Source organism: Oceanobacillus luteolus (assembly GCF_023715655.1).
GTDB classification, from domain to species: domain Bacteria; phylum Bacillota; class Bacilli; order Bacillales; family Amphibacillaceae; genus Oceanobacillus; species Oceanobacillus luteolus.
Window position 1 is genome coordinate 1 of record NZ_JAMBON010000057.1, and the last position, 14533, is coordinate 14533.

Here is a 14533-nt window from a genome sequence, read left to right on the forward strand (position 1 = left end):
AATTTAAAAAATAGAAGAACCCAAACATTTTAGAGCAATATAGGGTTGATAACGCTAACAAAACACTGGACGAAAACAGTATAAAATAAGGGACTTAAAAAACTCCCACAAGTACTTGACTCAATCATAAGGCTGGGTAAATTTTTCATTCATCTCAATCCATGCTAAAATTGTACAAGATACTTTACATCGAAAGGGAGTGGGCAACATGGAAGAACAAATTGAATTAATTGTAAAATGGCTAAGGGAAAGAGCGGAAGATGCAAAAGCAAAGGGCTTACTCGTTGGTGTTAGTGGAGGATTGGATTCTGCAGTAGTTGCAAATCTCATCAAGTTAGCCTATCCGGACAATTCATTAGGTGTCATTATGCCAATCCAAACAAGTGAAAAAAATATTCAAGATGCAATCGATGTAACAACGGCATGTGGAATCGAAGAGTTGACCATTGATTTGACAGATACGCATACTAACATGTATCAGACTATCTCAAATGGATTACAAGAAAATAATAGCTTCTCCCAAGGTCAAGATCAATTGGCGAATGCTAATTTACGTGCACGTCTACGAATGAGCACATTATATACGATTGCTGCTCATCGGAATTATTTGGTGGTAGGAACAGATAATGCATCAGAATGGTACACAGGATATTTTACAAAATATGGGGACGGAGGAGTAGATATTCTACCGCTTGTCGATTTTACAAAGACGGAAGTACGTGAAATGGCCAAGGTGTTAGGTGTACCCGAAAAAATAATCAAAAAGGTGCCAAGTGCTGATTTATGGGAAGAGCAAACAGATGAAATGGAAATGGGTATTACCTATGCTGTAATCGATGCATATTTGAAAGGGGAAACAATCCCTGAAGCAGACAAAGTACTCATAGAAAGCATGCATGAAAAATCGCAGCATAAAAGGGAAAGTTTGCCAATGTACCGAAGATGAAAATAGTGGCTTAAAGCAACCTTCCTTATCTAGTCTATCGATAAGGAGGTTGTTTTTTTATGAAAAAGACTTTCATTTTTTATATGATATTCACTCCAATATTTGTACTGCGAGAGGGACCTCACTTTTCTCAATCCCTGTTTTTTGTTATAGTAAAAAAAGAAATTCAAGAGAGGAGAATGTCCAAATGGCTGGTCATTCCAAGTGGAACAATATAAAAAGAAGAAAAGGCGCACAAGATGCTAAAAGAGGTAAAATCTTTATGCGTCACGCAAAAGATATCTATAATGCTGCAAAACAAGGTGGAGGAGACATTTCCATGAATGCTGCCTTACGTTTAGCAGTTGATAAAGCTAAAGCAGATAACATGCCGAATGATAATATTGAGCGTAATATAAAGAAAGCTACAGGATCCCTGGATGGAAAAAACTATGAAGAAATCACGTATGAGGGATACGGACCTGGTGGAGTAGCGATTATTGTACAAACACTTACTGATAATAAAAATCGAACAGCAGGGGAAGTGCGGCATGCCTTCAGTAAAAACGGAGGAAATCTTGGCGAAAACGGCAGTGTTTCCTTTATGTTTGATCGGAAAGGCATCGTGATTATCGCTAATGAAAATGGTGAATTGGATGAGGATGAAATTACACTAGAAGCTCTAGAAGCTGGTGCGGACGATATTATTGTTCATGAAGATGCTTTTGAAATCATTACAAGTCCAGATAACTTTTCTGATGTAGTAGCCTATTTTACAGAGAGTGCTTATGAAATATCTGATAGTGAATTAACACTTATACCACAAAACTATTCTCCGGTTTCCGAAGAAGATGCTGAGAAATTGGAGCAACTGATTGATATGCTGGAAGATAGCGAGGATGTTCAAGAAGTTTACCATAACTTAGATGAATCGAATGAAGGGTAAAATCAAAACTTCTATTCCATTATCGGGATAGAAGTTTAATCATTTTTTCAGTTTATGGTAGTATTGTTATACGAGGAAATCAAAGGAGAAGGTCTTTCATGATAGCATATGTTAAAGGGAAACTTACGGTTATACAGGATGATAGTGTGGTAGTTGAAACTGGAGGAGTCGGCTATGAATTGATATGTCCTAACCCCTTCTATTATCAACATTCATTAAATGAAGAGGTGACCATCCACACTTATTTACATGTACGTGAGGACGCCCAATTGTTATATGGATTCAAAAATGAAGATGAGAAGTTATTATTCAAAAAACTCATCTCTGTTTCTGGAATTGGCCCTAAAGGAGCGTTGGGCATATTAAGTGGAGCAGATATCGCTTCTTTTGTTGCTGCCGTTGAAAGTGAAGATGAAAAGTTTCTAACAACCTTCCCTGGGGTAGGTAAAAAAACAGCTAGACAAATCATTCTAGATCTCAAAGGGAAACTTTCAACCACATTTAATATTACTACTCCTGAGGACACCATACATAGTAACGATGATTCAGCATTACTGGAAGCAAAAGAAGCCCTTAAGGCGTTGGGTTATACGGAAAAAGAGTTGACTAAAATCCTACCAACATTGAAAAAAGAAGGTTTAACGAATACAGATGAGATTGTTCGTAAAGGGTTAGCTTTGTTATTACAGAAATAAGAAAGGAGGAGACTGTTCATGGAGGAACGAATGGTAACAGGTGAAATCCAAGAAGAGGATATGGGTCTTGAGCAAAGCCTTCGACCGGAAACATTAAAGCAATACATTGGTCAAGATAAAGTCAAAGAAAATCTGCAAATTTTCATCCAGGCTGCTAAAATGCGAAACGAACCGTTGGACCATGTTCTATTATATGGACCACCTGGACTTGGGAAGACCACATTGGCGGCAATTATCGCGAATGAAATGGGAGTTAATTTCCGGACAACTTCCGGTCCTGCCATTGAACGGGCCGGGGATTTGGCAGCCATCCTTTCCTCACTGGAAGCAGGCGATGTCCTATTTATTGATGAAGTCCACCGTTTACCTAGAGTAGTGGAAGAAGTGCTTTACCCAGCAATGGAAGACTTTTTCCTGGATATCGTAATTGGAACAGGTCCAAGTGCTCGCTCGGTACGGATAGATCTTCCACCGTTTACCTTAGTTGGGGCGACGACACGTTCTGGTCTGCTTACGGCACCATTGCGTGATCGGTTTGGTGTACTGAGTCGTCTTGAATATTACGAGCAGAAAGATTTATCAGCTATAATTGCACGGACTGCTGAAATCTTTGACTCTGCAATCACCGAAGATGCGGCCAATGAAATTGCGTTGCGTTCAAGGGGCACTCCCCGTATTGCCAACCGGTTATTTCGACGAATTCGTGATATATCCCAAGTAAAAGGGGAAAAGATGATTGGTTTGGAAATTACGAAACTTGCACTTAATATGTTGCAAGTTGATGATGCGGGATTAGACCATATTGATCATAAATTGTTGAAAGCTATTATAGAACGGTTTAATGGAGGACCTGTTGGTTTAGATACGCTTGCTGCCACAATTGGCGAAGAATCCCAAACCATTGAAGATGTATATGAACCGTATTTAATGCAACAAGGATTCATTCAAAGAACTCCTAGAGGAAGAATTGCTACATCTATAGCATATGACCATTTTGGATTCCAAAGGACGGATAGAGGATGAATATCGGGAAGTTATTGATTGTCACGGGAATAGTGTTCATTATTATTGGTTTACTTTGGCGTTTTATTGGAAAACTACCTGGTGATATACAATTTAAAACAGGAAATGTAACAGTATATTTTCCAATCGTGACTTCCATTGTAGTTAGTATTATACTTACAATTGTTTTTTACTTCATAAGCAGATTTCGATAGTAGCGAAGGAGACAGCGATGAAAATAGAGGATTTTGATTTTTATTTACCAGAACATCTCATAGCACAAACACCTTTGAAAGATCGAGCTCAGTCAAGACTTCTGGTGTTGGACAAGATGAGTGGGCAAACAGAACATAAGACATTTAAGGATATTAAGTCATATTTCAAACCAGGTGACTGCTTAGTATTAAATAATACAAAAGTGCTTCCGGCAAGGCTGTTTGGTATAAAGGAAGATACGGGTGCGAAAGTGGAAGTACTCCTTTTACATCAAGAGGAGGAAGATACATGGGAAGTATTAACGAAGCCCGCCAAAAAAGTGAAAGTGGGTACTGAGCTGACCTTTGGTAATGGTGAGTTACGCGCGGTTTGCATAGGTATGAAGGAACATGGTGGAAGAATAATGCAATTTTCGTATGAAGGCATTTTTTATGAAGTATTAGATAAAATGGGTGAAATGCCTTTGCCGCCATATATTAAAGAACAATTGCCCGAAAAAGATCGATATCAAACCGTATATGCAAAGGAAGAAGGCTCTGCAGCAGCCCCAACAGCAGGATTGCACTTTACTAAGGAATTATTACAGGAATTGGAGCAGGCAGGAGTAAAAATTGCCTTTATTACACTTCATGTCGGACTCGGGACATTTCGGCCGGTTAGTGCTGATGTTGTTGAAGAGCATGAAATGCATGCGGAATTTTATCACATGTCCGAAGAAACAGCTGCTATCTTAAATGAAGTGAAAGAATCTGATGGTAGAATTATTTCTGTTGGTACGACTTCTACCAGGACGTTAGAGACAATTGCAAGGGACTGTGACGGTAAATTCGTTTCTGCAAGTGGTTGGACCGATATATTTATATATCCTCCATACAAGTTCCGTGCAATAGATGGATTGATTACTAACTTCCATCTGCCGAAATCCACGCTGATTATGTTAATTAGTGCCTTTGCTGGGAAAGATAATGTTATGGAAGCTTATAGACAAGCGGTGGAGAAGGAATATCGCTTTTTCAGTTTTGGCGATGCAATGATAATTATATAGATAAAGGAAGTATAATATGGCACCAATCACATATGAATTAATTAAAACCGATAAGCAAACAGGAGCTAGACTTGGGAGAGTTCACACTCCGCATGGTTCTTTCGATACTCCGACATTTATGCCGGTGGGCACATTAGCCACTGTTAAAACGATGAGCCCCGAAGAGTTGAAAGAGATGAATGCAAACATTATTCTCTCCAATACGTATCACTTATGGCTAAGGCCAGGAGAAGACATCATTAGGGAAGCAGGAGGCCTGCATAAATTTATGAATTGGGATGGAGCTATCTTAACCGATTCAGGAGGTTTCCAAGTATTCAGCTTAAGTGATATGCGGGAAATTGTTGAAGAAGGGGTGCATTTTCGAAATCATTTAAATGGGGACAAGTTATTCTTATCCCCTGAAAAAGCAATGGAAATCCAAAATGCGCTGGGTTCTGACATCATGATGGCATTTGATGAATGTCCACCTTTCCCAGCAACCCATGAATATATGAAACAATCCGTTGAACGGACCTCCAGGTGGGCTGAAAGATGTTTAGCCGCCCATCAACGTTCCGATGTTCAAGGGCTGTTTGGAATTGTCCAAGGCGGGGAATTTGAAGATTTACGAAAGCAAAGTGCAGCGGATTTAGTTTCTCTTGATTTCCCGGGCTATGCGATAGGGGGACTATCCGTAGGGGAACCAAAGGAGATTATGAACCGGGTGCTAGAATTCACTACACCTTTATTACCTTCGAACAAGCCACGTTATCTGATGGGAGTTGGATCTCCTGACTCTTTAATAGACGGAGCAATTCGTGGAGTTGACATGTTTGATTGTGTATTACCGACAAGAATCGCTAGAAATGGTACATGCATGACTTCTACTGGAAGACTTGTGATAAGAAATGCGAAGTTTGCCCGGGATTTCCGACCTATTGATGAGAATTGTGATTGTCATGTATGTAAAAATTACACTCGGGCTTACATCCGCCACCTAGTAAAATGCAATGAAACTTTTGGATTCAGACTTACCACTTATCATAACCTGCATTTTTTGGTAAAATTGATGGAGCAAGTTCGTGAAGCTATTCGTGAAGATCGACTTGGTGATTTTAAAGAGGAGTTTTTTGAGCAATATGGATTTAATAAACCAGATGCAAAAAACTTTTAGTTAAGAAATCTTCTCTTTTAAGAATGAAATGGAAGGAGGGTGAAATGATGGATACATTAATGGCGTTAATGCCTATTATTCTAATGTTTGTTATTTTTTATTTCTTGTTGATTCGTCCGCAACAAAAGAGACAAAAACAAGTACGAGAAATGCAAGATAGCTTGCAAAAGGGTGATAAAGTAGTTACTATTGGTGGACTGCACGGTATCATTCATGCAATTGATGAAGGTACTGTTGTCATCCAATCTGCAGATGGTACGAAATTGACTTATGACCGCAGCGCAATCCGCGAAACGGTGACGGAATAAATTCATCTAGAAAGTTGATAAAGCAATAGGTTCGACGATCTATTGCTTTATTAATCGAAATGAAATTACATAACCAAATTAAAAAGGTGCTACGATGCTGTGGCACCTTTTTGATTTATCACTCACTATCTTTTTGAAATAAGTTGACCCCTATCATCCCGCCCAACACAGCTGCAAAAATGAAACCTAGGTGGTGAAGAGATTGTTCCATTGAAAAGCCATTTTGATAGCCAAGATATTGGACAAGGAAGATAAATGCTGAAAAACCGAAACCAGTTAACCCACCAATAATCCATCCTTTTGATTTACCTTTCATACCGGTTATTAGTCCTCCAATAAATAAACCGATTAACCCGACAGCAAATGCAATCCACGAAAGCATCCATTGACTTACATCTGTGAATTGTAACAGTAATGCTAATATAAAACTTGAAGCCAAAATGAAGATAAGTATAAATATCCAGCCATATAATAGTGCGATGAACTGACGTTGCACCATTAACTCCCCCCTTATGGTTTGTCCTTTTATATCATCCTATTCAGTACGGTGCTCTAATAGAATGACTATTTCCTATCGAATCCATTTTTGCAGAAAAGGAATTGCTCGTAACTCTTCCTTTGTTATAAAGCGGAGAAGGAATAGAAAAACAATATAAATAAATACAAGGATCAGATTTACGATAGCAAACATGATCAAACTGGAACCGGTAAACATATAAAACTCTTTTAAAACCCAGCCGACGAAAAATGTGATGAAAAAGAGACTGATCATTTTTGTGACGTCTTTCACGGGAATCTGATATTTTATTTTTTTGTTAAGGACACCTAAGTGAAGAAGCGTGACAAGTATGACTGAGGTGGACAAGGCTATTGCTACTCCGCTCATTCCGAATTCAGGATGCTGAGCCAACGCGAAAATAATCAAAAGTTTCATGAATGCGCCAATCAACGTATTCCACATAGATTCTTTTGCGAGGTCCAAGGCTTGCAGTGCAGCCTGTAACGGTGCTTGAATATAAAGTAAAATGTAAAACGGCGCCATAAGGACAAGTAAATAATTTGCACTGGAAGTTCCATACATAAACAACAGTATTTGTTTTGAAAATAGTAACAGTACTATCGTTGCGATTGCTCCAGAGGCATAAGAAATTCGTATCGCTTGATGAATACGGTAATGAATCATCGCTTGGTTATTTTTTGCACTTGCCTCTGAAATGGTTGGAATCAACGCAATGGCTAAAGAATGCGTAATAAATGTCGGAAGAAAGAGTAAAGGAATAACATAGCCTGTAAGTTCTCCGTATGATTTAGTTGCCATAGAGGTCGTCAATCCTGCAATGGCGAGTGATTGGGATACTAGAATTGGTTCAAGGAAATTAGAGATAGAACCAATCAACCTACTCCCTGTGCTTGGCAGCGCAATGGAAAATAGCCCCCTTATTGTATCTCTGCTCGATCTTATATAATGGAATATCCGATTACGCTTCTTGTTTGAATCTCTTCGTTTAAATTGGTATAGCATATACAATAAGGAAACAAATTCACCAATGATAACACTGAACATGGCACCAGCAGCCGCAAATTCTACACCGTACGGGAGTAAAAGCTTAATGAAAATATATACAAAGAATATACGGACAACTTGCTCTATCACTTGTGCGTAGCTTTGAGGCTTCATATTATGTTTGCCTTGGAAATAACCACGTAAGACAGAAGATATTGCTATAATAGGCACAATTGGGCTAATGGCAAGCAAAGGATAAACGGTTCGCTCATCGGTCAGTAAGGTTGAAGCAATAAATGGAGATCCGATGATCATTCCAATAGTAAGGATAATGCTTGTAATAGAGGTGATTAATAGAGATACGACCAGGATACTTCTAATTTTTTCACGGTCACCCACTGCATTTGCCTCAGCAACCCGTTTAGCTATCGCGACGGGGAGTCCAAGTTGAGTTAAAGTGATTACTAAAAACAGAGTCGGTAATGCCATCATATACAAACCGATACCTTCCTCACCAATCAATCGTGCTACTACAATCCGATTGACAAATCCAAGGAATCTTGTAATCATTCCTGCCAAAATTAGAATTAATGCCCCTTGTAAAAAAGTTTGCCTCGTCATTTTATCGTCCTGCCTTCTCAAAAAATAAAAATTCATATACAATGATATATATGCTCAGATGTTGGCCAGGCATGACAAGTTCCTATAATAAGTCCTGTAGGGAGGATGGATCATGAAAGAAATGGATAATGTGAAGAACTGGAAACAAATGGTTACCCCATTTTTAAACAGCAAAGCGGAGGAGTTGCACTTGATGGGATATAACCAGGCGACAAAGGAAGATGTCTGGGATTGTCTAGTCGAAAGAGTGTGGAAGGGTCATCCTGACAAACGGATTTATGAAGTGGTGGCAGACATCATGCACTTGAATTCATCCATCTATTTAAGTTATCTTACCGTTAAGTCATACGAGAATGATGATCTCAAGACTTCGATTGCTGCATTATTAAATACATAAAAACCCGAACAAATAAGGGAGGAACGTCTGATAATGAAAAAAAGAGGCAGACTCGTTGCCTTTTTTCTAATCGTGCTTTTATTTGGTGCATTGATTGGAGGAACGACAACTGAAGTTACAAAAAATATAAGTTTAGGTTTAGATCTGCAAGGTGGGTTTGAGGTTCTTTATGAAGTAGAGCCTATTGATGAAAACCAGGAAGTTACAAGAAAATTGATGGAAGGGACCGTTGAAACGTTAAACGATCGGGTTAATAGGCTCGGTATCAGTGAAGCGGTTATCAACATAGAAGGTGAAAATCGAATCCGTGTACAGTTGGCAGGGGTTCAAGACCAACAGGAAGCAAGAGAAATGCTCGCGACCTCCGCTCAATTATCCTTCCGTGATGTAAATGATGAAGAATTACTAGACGGTTCGGATGTGAAGCCTGGCAGTGCGAAACAGGATTTTGATCCGACAACAGGAGCACCTATTGTTAGCCTACAGCTGAATGACGCATCAAAATTTGGAGAAGTCACGACTCAAATTGCGAATATGGGAGCTCCGGATAACTTGTTGGTCATATGGATGGACTTTCAAGAAGGAGACTCTTTTAAAGAAGAAGTATTGAAAGAGAACCCGAAATTTGTTTCTGCACCGAGTGTGAACGAACCATTACATACATCAAACGTTATGATCAGTGGCAACTTTACTGTTGAATCGGCTAAGGCGTTAGCCGACATCATCAATTCAGGTTCCTTGCCGGTGTATATGAATGAAATATTCTCGACTTCAGTGGGGGCCCAGTTTGGAGAGCAAGCACTCAATGATACAGTAATTGCGGGTATTATTGGTGTGGCGCTCGTTATTTTATTTTTACTGTTCGCCTATCGTTTCACAGGGTTAATAGCATCAATTAATATTGTAATCTACACATACCTGGTTTTAACCGTCTTTATGTTAATGAATGGGATACTCACTCTTCCGGGTATTGCTGCTCTTATTCTTGGTGTTGGTATGGCGGTAGATGCCAACGTCATCACTTTTGAGCGTTATAAAGAAGAGCTTCGGGCCGGGAAGTCGGTCAAAGCAGCATTTAAAGCTGGTGGAAATAACTCATTCCGTACAATTCTTGACGCGAATATTACAACACTGATTGCAGCGGTTACCTTATTCGTCTTTGGTACAAGCTCTGTAAAAGGGTTTGCGACAATGTTAATCATTAGTATTTTAATGAGTTTTCTTACTGCAGTATTTGGAACTAGATTACTTCTTGGATTCTGGGTACAAAGCGGTTATTTAAAGAATAAGAAAACATGGTTTGGGGTAAAAAATAAGGAAATCAGGGATATTGCCGCACCAGAAGAAGAACCGAAACTGTTTGGTAGAGAAGTCAATATCGTTCAGCATCGTAAAAAGTTTTTCTTGACTACTGGAATTATTATGATTCTAGGATTTGTATCGGTCATTATTTTCCAATTCAACCCAGGAATAGACTTTACGAGTGGTTCCAGAATTGAGATTGTTGCAGACGAAGCAATCGAGTTGGAAGATGTGGAGTCAACGTTTGATGAATTTGGTGTCCAAGCAAGTTCTCTAGTACTTTCAGGCGAGGATAACGACTTAGCAGTAGCCCGCTTTGATACAGTGCTATCAGAGACTCAAATAGCCGAGCTACAGAGAACTTTCACAGAGATGTATGGTTCAGAACCAGGTGTTAGTGTTGTTTCACCTATTGTGGGCGAAGAGCTGGTGAAGAATGCGATCTACGCTGTAGCTATTGCTTCAGTATTCATCGTTATTTACATCGCATTTCGGTTTGAACTCATTTTTGGGATTACAGCAATTATTGCACTTCTACACGACGTTGCGATTATGTTATTTATCTTCAGCATCACTCAACTGGAATTCGATATTACAATCGTATCGGCTATCTTAACGATTATTGGGTATTCTCTGAATAACACGATAGTTATTTTTGATAGGATACGGGAGAATATTCGTTATGAAAAACGGGTAACGTCCTTTAAAGTACTTGCAAACATTATTAATAAAAGTATTATCCAATCGTTTACACGTACAATGAATACAACAATTTCAACATTGATTGCGATACTCGCTTTTCTAGTACTAGGTACGTCGTCCATCTTTACATTTACACTGGCTTTAGCAATCGGGCTTGCAGCAGGAACATATTCTTCCCTGTTCCTTGCAGCACAAATATGGCTCGTGTGGCGTGGACGGAATCTAAAAGAAAAACCACTGGATTTCAGAAAGAAGAAACGCGTAGAAGGTCCACAAGTATAATTTGTTAAGGAGGAGATGGCAATGAAAGGTCAAGGCTATGTTATTTTAGCTATTGTGCTCACGATTCTAATTGCTTTATTCGCGGTGATTAATATTGAACCAGTGGAAGTCAATTATTTCTTCTGGAGCGCAACATCTCCTCTTATTCTTGTTATATTATTTTCAGTCCTTATGGGAGGCATCATTACAGCAGTTGCTGGAATGTTTAAAATCTATAATATGAAAAAACAAATAAACCAGTTAAAAAAACAGAATGGAACGTTACGAGATATGTTGGTAAAAGAAGGTGTTCCAGCAGAAAAGATTCCAAGCCTGCCTAAAGGGAAAGATCCTAAAAGAGAATTAGAAAAATATAATTAAATTGCTACCCCTGACAGTCTTTTGTATAATAGATTGGTCAGGGGTGAATTTATGTTACATAGTAAAGCGAATTGGAAATCGTTACAAATAGATACTGATGCAGAATTGATTAAGGATATTCCATTAGAAATCTCTCCTGTCGTAGAAAAGTTATTACTGCAACGGGACATACACCTAGCATCAGAAGCGAAGAAGTTCTTATCCCCATCACTAGATGACTTGCCCCATCCTGAAAATATACAGGGGATGGAAAAAGCGACTTTAAGAGTGAAAGAAGCAATTAATAAGAATGAAAAAATTCTAGTCTACGGAGATTATGACGCAGATGGTGTAACCTCCACTTCCGTATTAATTAAAGCGTTGGAAGAGTTAGGAGCTAATTGCTCTTATTACATACCTAACCGGTTTACGGAAGGATACGGACCGAATGAAACAGCATTTCGTTTAGCTTATACAAATGGATTTACACTAATAATAACTGTAGATAATGGAATTACAGCTGTTCATGAAGCTGAGATTGCAAAGCAGCTTGGAATAGACTTAATTATTACGGATCACCATGAGGCACAGGATGAGTTGCCAGATGCCTATGCCATTATTCATCCAGCACTTTCCATAGACTATCCTTTTAATGAGCTGGCAGGGGTAGGAGTGGCTTTTAAATTTGCCCAACATCTATTAGGTTATTTTCCTGAACACCTACTGGAATTAGTTGCCATCGGGACAATTGCTGACTTGGTACCGTTACGGGGAGAAAATCGAATACTAGTCTATCATGGTCTAAAAGCACTTACCTCGAGTAACACACCTGGTATCTTGGCATTGAAACAAATCTGTCAGTTGGAAGGCAGTGTTACAGAAGAGGATGTCGGATTTAAAATTGGTCCAAGGTTAAATGCAGTGGGAAGGCTGCAGGATGCAGGATTGGCAGTTGAGTTATTGCTTACTGAATTTCTCGAGGAAGCTAATGAACTAGCTCAGGAAATCAACCGTTTGAATCAAGAAAGACAGCGAATTGTTGAAAGTATTACAAAAGAAGCTGAAAAAATGGTTGATCCAGATTCTAATGGTGTTCTTATTGTGTATAATGAGAATTGGAATGAAGGGGTTCTGGGAATTGTTGCATCGAAGCTCGTTAGACGTTTCGACCGGCCAGCTATTGTCATGTATCTCAATCCTGAAACGAATGAACTTAAAGGATCTGCCCGTAGTATTCCGGCCTTTGATATGTTTAAGAATTGTATGAAGGTCCGTCATCTCTTCCTCAAGTTTGGAGGGCATGCGCAAGCAGCAGGGATGACGGTTGCAAAGGATAATATTGAAGAGTTACAAGCAGCTTTGAATAATTTCGTAGCGGAACAACTGACAGAAGAAGACTTTAAACAAGAAATTGTAATTAGTGGAACCGTAGAGGTTTCAGATATTAATGAGCATATTATTGATGAAATCAATAGGTTGGCGCCATATGGAATGGGAAACCCTAAGCCGATATTCAAAGTGAAAGAGATCCCTGCAGACAAAAGGCTAATAGGTAGTAAACGAAACCATCTAAAGCTTCAATTCCAAAAAGATGGAAATGTACTTGATGGAATCGGGTTTGGTATCGGAGAAGTATACCACAAAATTTCGCCAAATACTCCACTACAAGTGATTGGTGAATTAGGAATCAATGAATGGAACGGAAATCGAAAACCACAAATAATGATTCAAGATGTAAAAATTGATGAATGGCAACTATTCGATTATCGTGGAAAGCGAAATGTCGATTTGAGTTTCCTTGATAAAGAAAAGACGATTGCTGTTTCTCGCGAACCACTTTTGGACTCTAATATACAGCGCATTGATTATAATATAGATGTTATGAATTTAAATGAAGCTGATCATCTCGTATTAATTGATATGCCTACAGATCTAAATGATTTGATTGCTATAATAAAACAGATAAAACCAGTTAACATCTATGCTTGTTTTAAAGTTCATGAAAGTGCATATCTGAAAACTTTCCCTTCCAGGGAAGATTTTATCTGGCTATATGCTTTGATTCACAAAAGAAAGACAGTGGATATGAATCGGGAAGTTTCAGGGATTATGAAGGCAAAATCTTGGTCTAAGGAACATATACTATTTATGGTAGAAGTGTTCTCGGAACTTGAATTTATTTCAGTAGAACATGGAGTTCTCTCCATCAAGCCAAATCCCGATAAGAAAGATCTGGAAACATCCCGAATATATCAAGAACGTTTAAGAAAATTAGAAGTAGAACAGACTTTATATTATTCAAACTACGAACAATTCAAGAAATGGTTTGAAAGCCATATGGATTATTTGGTTAAGCCAAAGGAGGAAATAGTAAATGGATTATCATAAATTCATTGAGATAGTTGATGATTGGCCAAAAGAAGGAATCTCTTTCAAGGATATTACGCCGCTTATGGCGGATGGAGAAGCATTCCGCTCAGCAGTAGATGATATTGTAAACTTTGCTAAAGAAAAACAAATAGATGTTGTGGTAGGACCGGAAGCTAGAGGATTCATTATAGGTTGTCCTGTATCGTATTCTATGGGTGTAGGCTTTGTGCCTGTCCGGAAAAAAGGCAAGCTGCCACGTGAAGTTATTGAAGTGGATTACGGGCTGGAGTACGGAAAAAATGTATTGACGATCCATAAAGATGCCATTAAACCTGGACAACGTGTTCTAATAACAGATGATTTGCTTGCAACAGGCGGAACAATTGAAGCGACAATCAAATTAGTTGAAGAACTCGGGGGAGTAGTTGTAGGTTGTGCATTTCTGATCGAGCTAGGTTATCTGGACGGTATTAGTAAATTAGAAGGTTATGAAGTTTTATCTTTAATGAAATATGAATAAACAGTATAGGTCTGGCTTAGATAGTCAGACCTCTTCTAATATAGTCAAATAATGGCTTTCCTATTGTTTTCCAGTTGTTAGAGTAAAATGTTTGTGGGAGAACATATACCCTGTCTTTGGTGTTGAAGTCGCAAGACTTCAACACCAAAGACAGGGCAAGCAAGCGAAGCGCGGTAGTATAAAGGGCGTTTTACGTGAAAAAG

15 protein-coding genes are annotated in these 14533 nt (G+C 38.8%); 13 read left to right on the forward strand and 2 right to left on the reverse strand.

The window, feature by feature from the left end; all coding sequences use genetic code 11:
* Positions 1-208: 208 nt before the first annotated feature.
* From nadE to yajC, 8 genes are all read left to right on the forward strand, one after another.
* Complete coding sequence (gene nadE / locus M3210_RS18340; RefSeq protein WP_251517406.1) at positions 209-946, forward strand: NAD(+) synthase; 738 nt, start codon at positions 209-211, stop codon at positions 944-946.
* Positions 947-1133: 187 nt separating this feature from the next.
* The gene (locus M3210_RS18345; protein ID WP_251517409.1) at positions 1134-1871 is read left to right on the forward strand and encodes a YebC/PmpR family DNA-binding transcriptional regulator; all 738 of its coding nucleotides are present in this window, start codon (positions 1134-1136) and stop codon (positions 1869-1871) included.
* 98 nt (positions 1872-1969) lie between these two features.
* The gene (gene ruvA / locus M3210_RS18350) at positions 1970-2566 is read left to right on the forward strand and encodes a Holliday junction branch migration protein RuvA (protein WP_251517412.1); all 597 of its coding nucleotides are present in this window, start codon (positions 1970-1972) and stop codon (positions 2564-2566) included.
* 18 nt (positions 2567-2584) lie between these two features.
* Positions 2585-3589, forward strand: coding sequence for a Holliday junction branch migration DNA helicase RuvB (gene ruvB, locus M3210_RS18355; protein WP_251517415.1), 1005 nt, complete (start codon positions 2585-2587; stop codon positions 3587-3589).
* Entirely contained in the window at positions 3586-3783 is a 198-nt protein-coding gene (locus M3210_RS18360) for a DUF2905 domain-containing protein (RefSeq protein ID WP_251517418.1), read from the forward strand. Before ruvB ends, M3210_RS18360 begins: the two co-directional genes overlap by 4 nt.
* A 17-nt stretch (positions 3784-3800) precedes the next feature.
* On the forward strand, positions 3801-4829 hold the full coding sequence (gene queA, locus M3210_RS18365; RefSeq protein WP_251517421.1) for a tRNA preQ1(34) S-adenosylmethionine ribosyltransferase-isomerase QueA: 1029 nt from the start codon (positions 3801-3803) through the stop codon (positions 4827-4829).
* 16 nt (positions 4830-4845) lie between these two features.
* A complete protein-coding gene (gene tgt, locus M3210_RS18370) occupies positions 4846-5985 on the forward strand; it encodes a tRNA guanosine(34) transglycosylase Tgt (protein WP_251517424.1) in 1140 nt (379 codons plus the stop codon).
* 47 nt (positions 5986-6032) lie between these two features.
* Positions 6033-6293: a preprotein translocase subunit YajC gene (gene yajC / locus M3210_RS18375; RefSeq protein ID WP_251517427.1), complete on the forward strand. Its 261-nt coding sequence runs from the start codon at positions 6033-6035 to the stop codon at positions 6291-6293.
* Between the two features lie 118 nt (positions 6294-6411).
* On the opposite strand, the gene M3210_RS18380 is transcribed toward yajC, so the two are convergent.
* Both M3210_RS18380 and spoVB read right to left on the reverse strand, forming a co-directional pair.
* The gene (locus M3210_RS18380) at positions 6412-6792 is read right to left on the reverse strand and encodes a TIGR04086 family membrane protein (RefSeq protein WP_251517430.1); all 381 of its coding nucleotides are present in this window, start codon (positions 6790-6792) and stop codon (positions 6412-6414) included.
* A gap of 72 nt (positions 6793-6864) precedes the next feature.
* On the reverse strand, positions 6865-8418 hold the full coding sequence (gene spoVB, locus M3210_RS18385; RefSeq protein WP_251517433.1) for a stage V sporulation protein B: 1554 nt from the start codon (positions 8416-8418) through the stop codon (positions 6865-6867).
* A 112-nt stretch (positions 8419-8530) separates the two neighbouring features.
* Between spoVB and M3210_RS18390 the strand changes: the two genes are divergently transcribed.
* Genes M3210_RS18390 through M3210_RS18410 form a run of 5 tightly spaced genes read left to right on the forward strand, consistent with a single transcriptional unit; the run spans position 8531 to position 14330 of the window.
* Positions 8531-8815, forward strand: coding sequence for a post-transcriptional regulator (locus M3210_RS18390; protein ID WP_251517436.1), 285 nt, complete (start codon positions 8531-8533; stop codon positions 8813-8815).
* A gap of 33 nt (positions 8816-8848) precedes the next feature.
* Positions 8849-11101 carry a protein translocase subunit SecDF gene (gene secDF, locus M3210_RS18395; protein WP_251517439.1) on the forward strand — a complete coding sequence of 751 codons (2253 nt, stop codon included), beginning with the start codon at positions 8849-8851 and terminating at the stop codon, positions 11099-11101.
* Between the two features lie 21 nt (positions 11102-11122).
* Complete coding sequence (locus tag M3210_RS18400) at positions 11123-11461, forward strand: LapA family protein (protein WP_251517442.1); 339 nt, start codon at positions 11123-11125, stop codon at positions 11459-11461.
* A gap of 51 nt (positions 11462-11512) precedes the next feature.
* Complete coding sequence (recJ, locus tag M3210_RS18405; RefSeq protein WP_251517445.1) at positions 11513-13828, forward strand: single-stranded-DNA-specific exonuclease RecJ; 2316 nt, start codon at positions 11513-11515, stop codon at positions 13826-13828.
* The gene (locus tag M3210_RS18410; protein WP_251517448.1) at positions 13815-14330 is read left to right on the forward strand and encodes an adenine phosphoribosyltransferase; all 516 of its coding nucleotides are present in this window, start codon (positions 13815-13817) and stop codon (positions 14328-14330) included. The genes recJ and M3210_RS18410 overlap by 14 nt, the downstream gene beginning before the upstream one ends.
* Positions 14331-14533: the final 203 nt, after the last annotated feature.

Bases quoted from the DNA above. Each gene is read 5' to 3' on its own strand.
- nadE (WP_251517406.1), top strand. From the start codon at position 209: ATGGAAGAACAAATTGAATTAATTGTAAAATGGCTAAGGGAAAGAGCG.
- M3210_RS18345 (WP_251517409.1), top strand. From the start codon at position 1,134: ATGGCTGGTCATTCCAAGTGGAACAATATAAAAAGAAGAAAAGGCGCA.
- ruvA (WP_251517412.1), top strand. From the start codon at position 1,970: ATGATAGCATATGTTAAAGGGAAACTTACGGTTATACAGGATGATAGT.
- ruvB (WP_251517415.1), top strand. From the start codon at position 2,585: ATGGAGGAACGAATGGTAACAGGTGAAATCCAAGAAGAGGATATGGGT.
- M3210_RS18360 (WP_251517418.1), top strand. From the start codon at position 3,586: ATGAATATCGGGAAGTTATTGATTGTCACGGGAATAGTGTTCATTATT.
- queA (WP_251517421.1), top strand. From the start codon at position 3,801: ATGAAAATAGAGGATTTTGATTTTTATTTACCAGAACATCTCATAGCA.
- tgt (WP_251517424.1), top strand. From the start codon at position 4,846: ATGGCACCAATCACATATGAATTAATTAAAACCGATAAGCAAACAGGA.
- yajC (WP_251517427.1), top strand. From the start codon at position 6,033: ATGGATACATTAATGGCGTTAATGCCTATTATTCTAATGTTTGTTATT.
- M3210_RS18380 (WP_251517430.1), bottom strand. From the start codon at position 6,792: ATGGTGCAACGTCAGTTCATCGCACTATTATATGGCTGGATATTTATA.
- spoVB (WP_251517433.1), bottom strand. From the start codon at position 8,418: ATGACGAGGCAAACTTTTTTACAAGGGGCATTAATTCTAATTTTGGCA.
- M3210_RS18390 (WP_251517436.1), top strand. From the start codon at position 8,531: ATGAAAGAAATGGATAATGTGAAGAACTGGAAACAAATGGTTACCCCA.
- secDF (WP_251517439.1), top strand. From the start codon at position 8,849: ATGAAAAAAAGAGGCAGACTCGTTGCCTTTTTTCTAATCGTGCTTTTA.
- M3210_RS18400 (WP_251517442.1), top strand. From the start codon at position 11,123: ATGAAAGGTCAAGGCTATGTTATTTTAGCTATTGTGCTCACGATTCTA.
- recJ (WP_251517445.1), top strand. From the start codon at position 11,513: ATGTTACATAGTAAAGCGAATTGGAAATCGTTACAAATAGATACTGAT.
- M3210_RS18410 (WP_251517448.1), top strand. From the start codon at position 13,815: ATGGATTATCATAAATTCATTGAGATAGTTGATGATTGGCCAAAAGAA.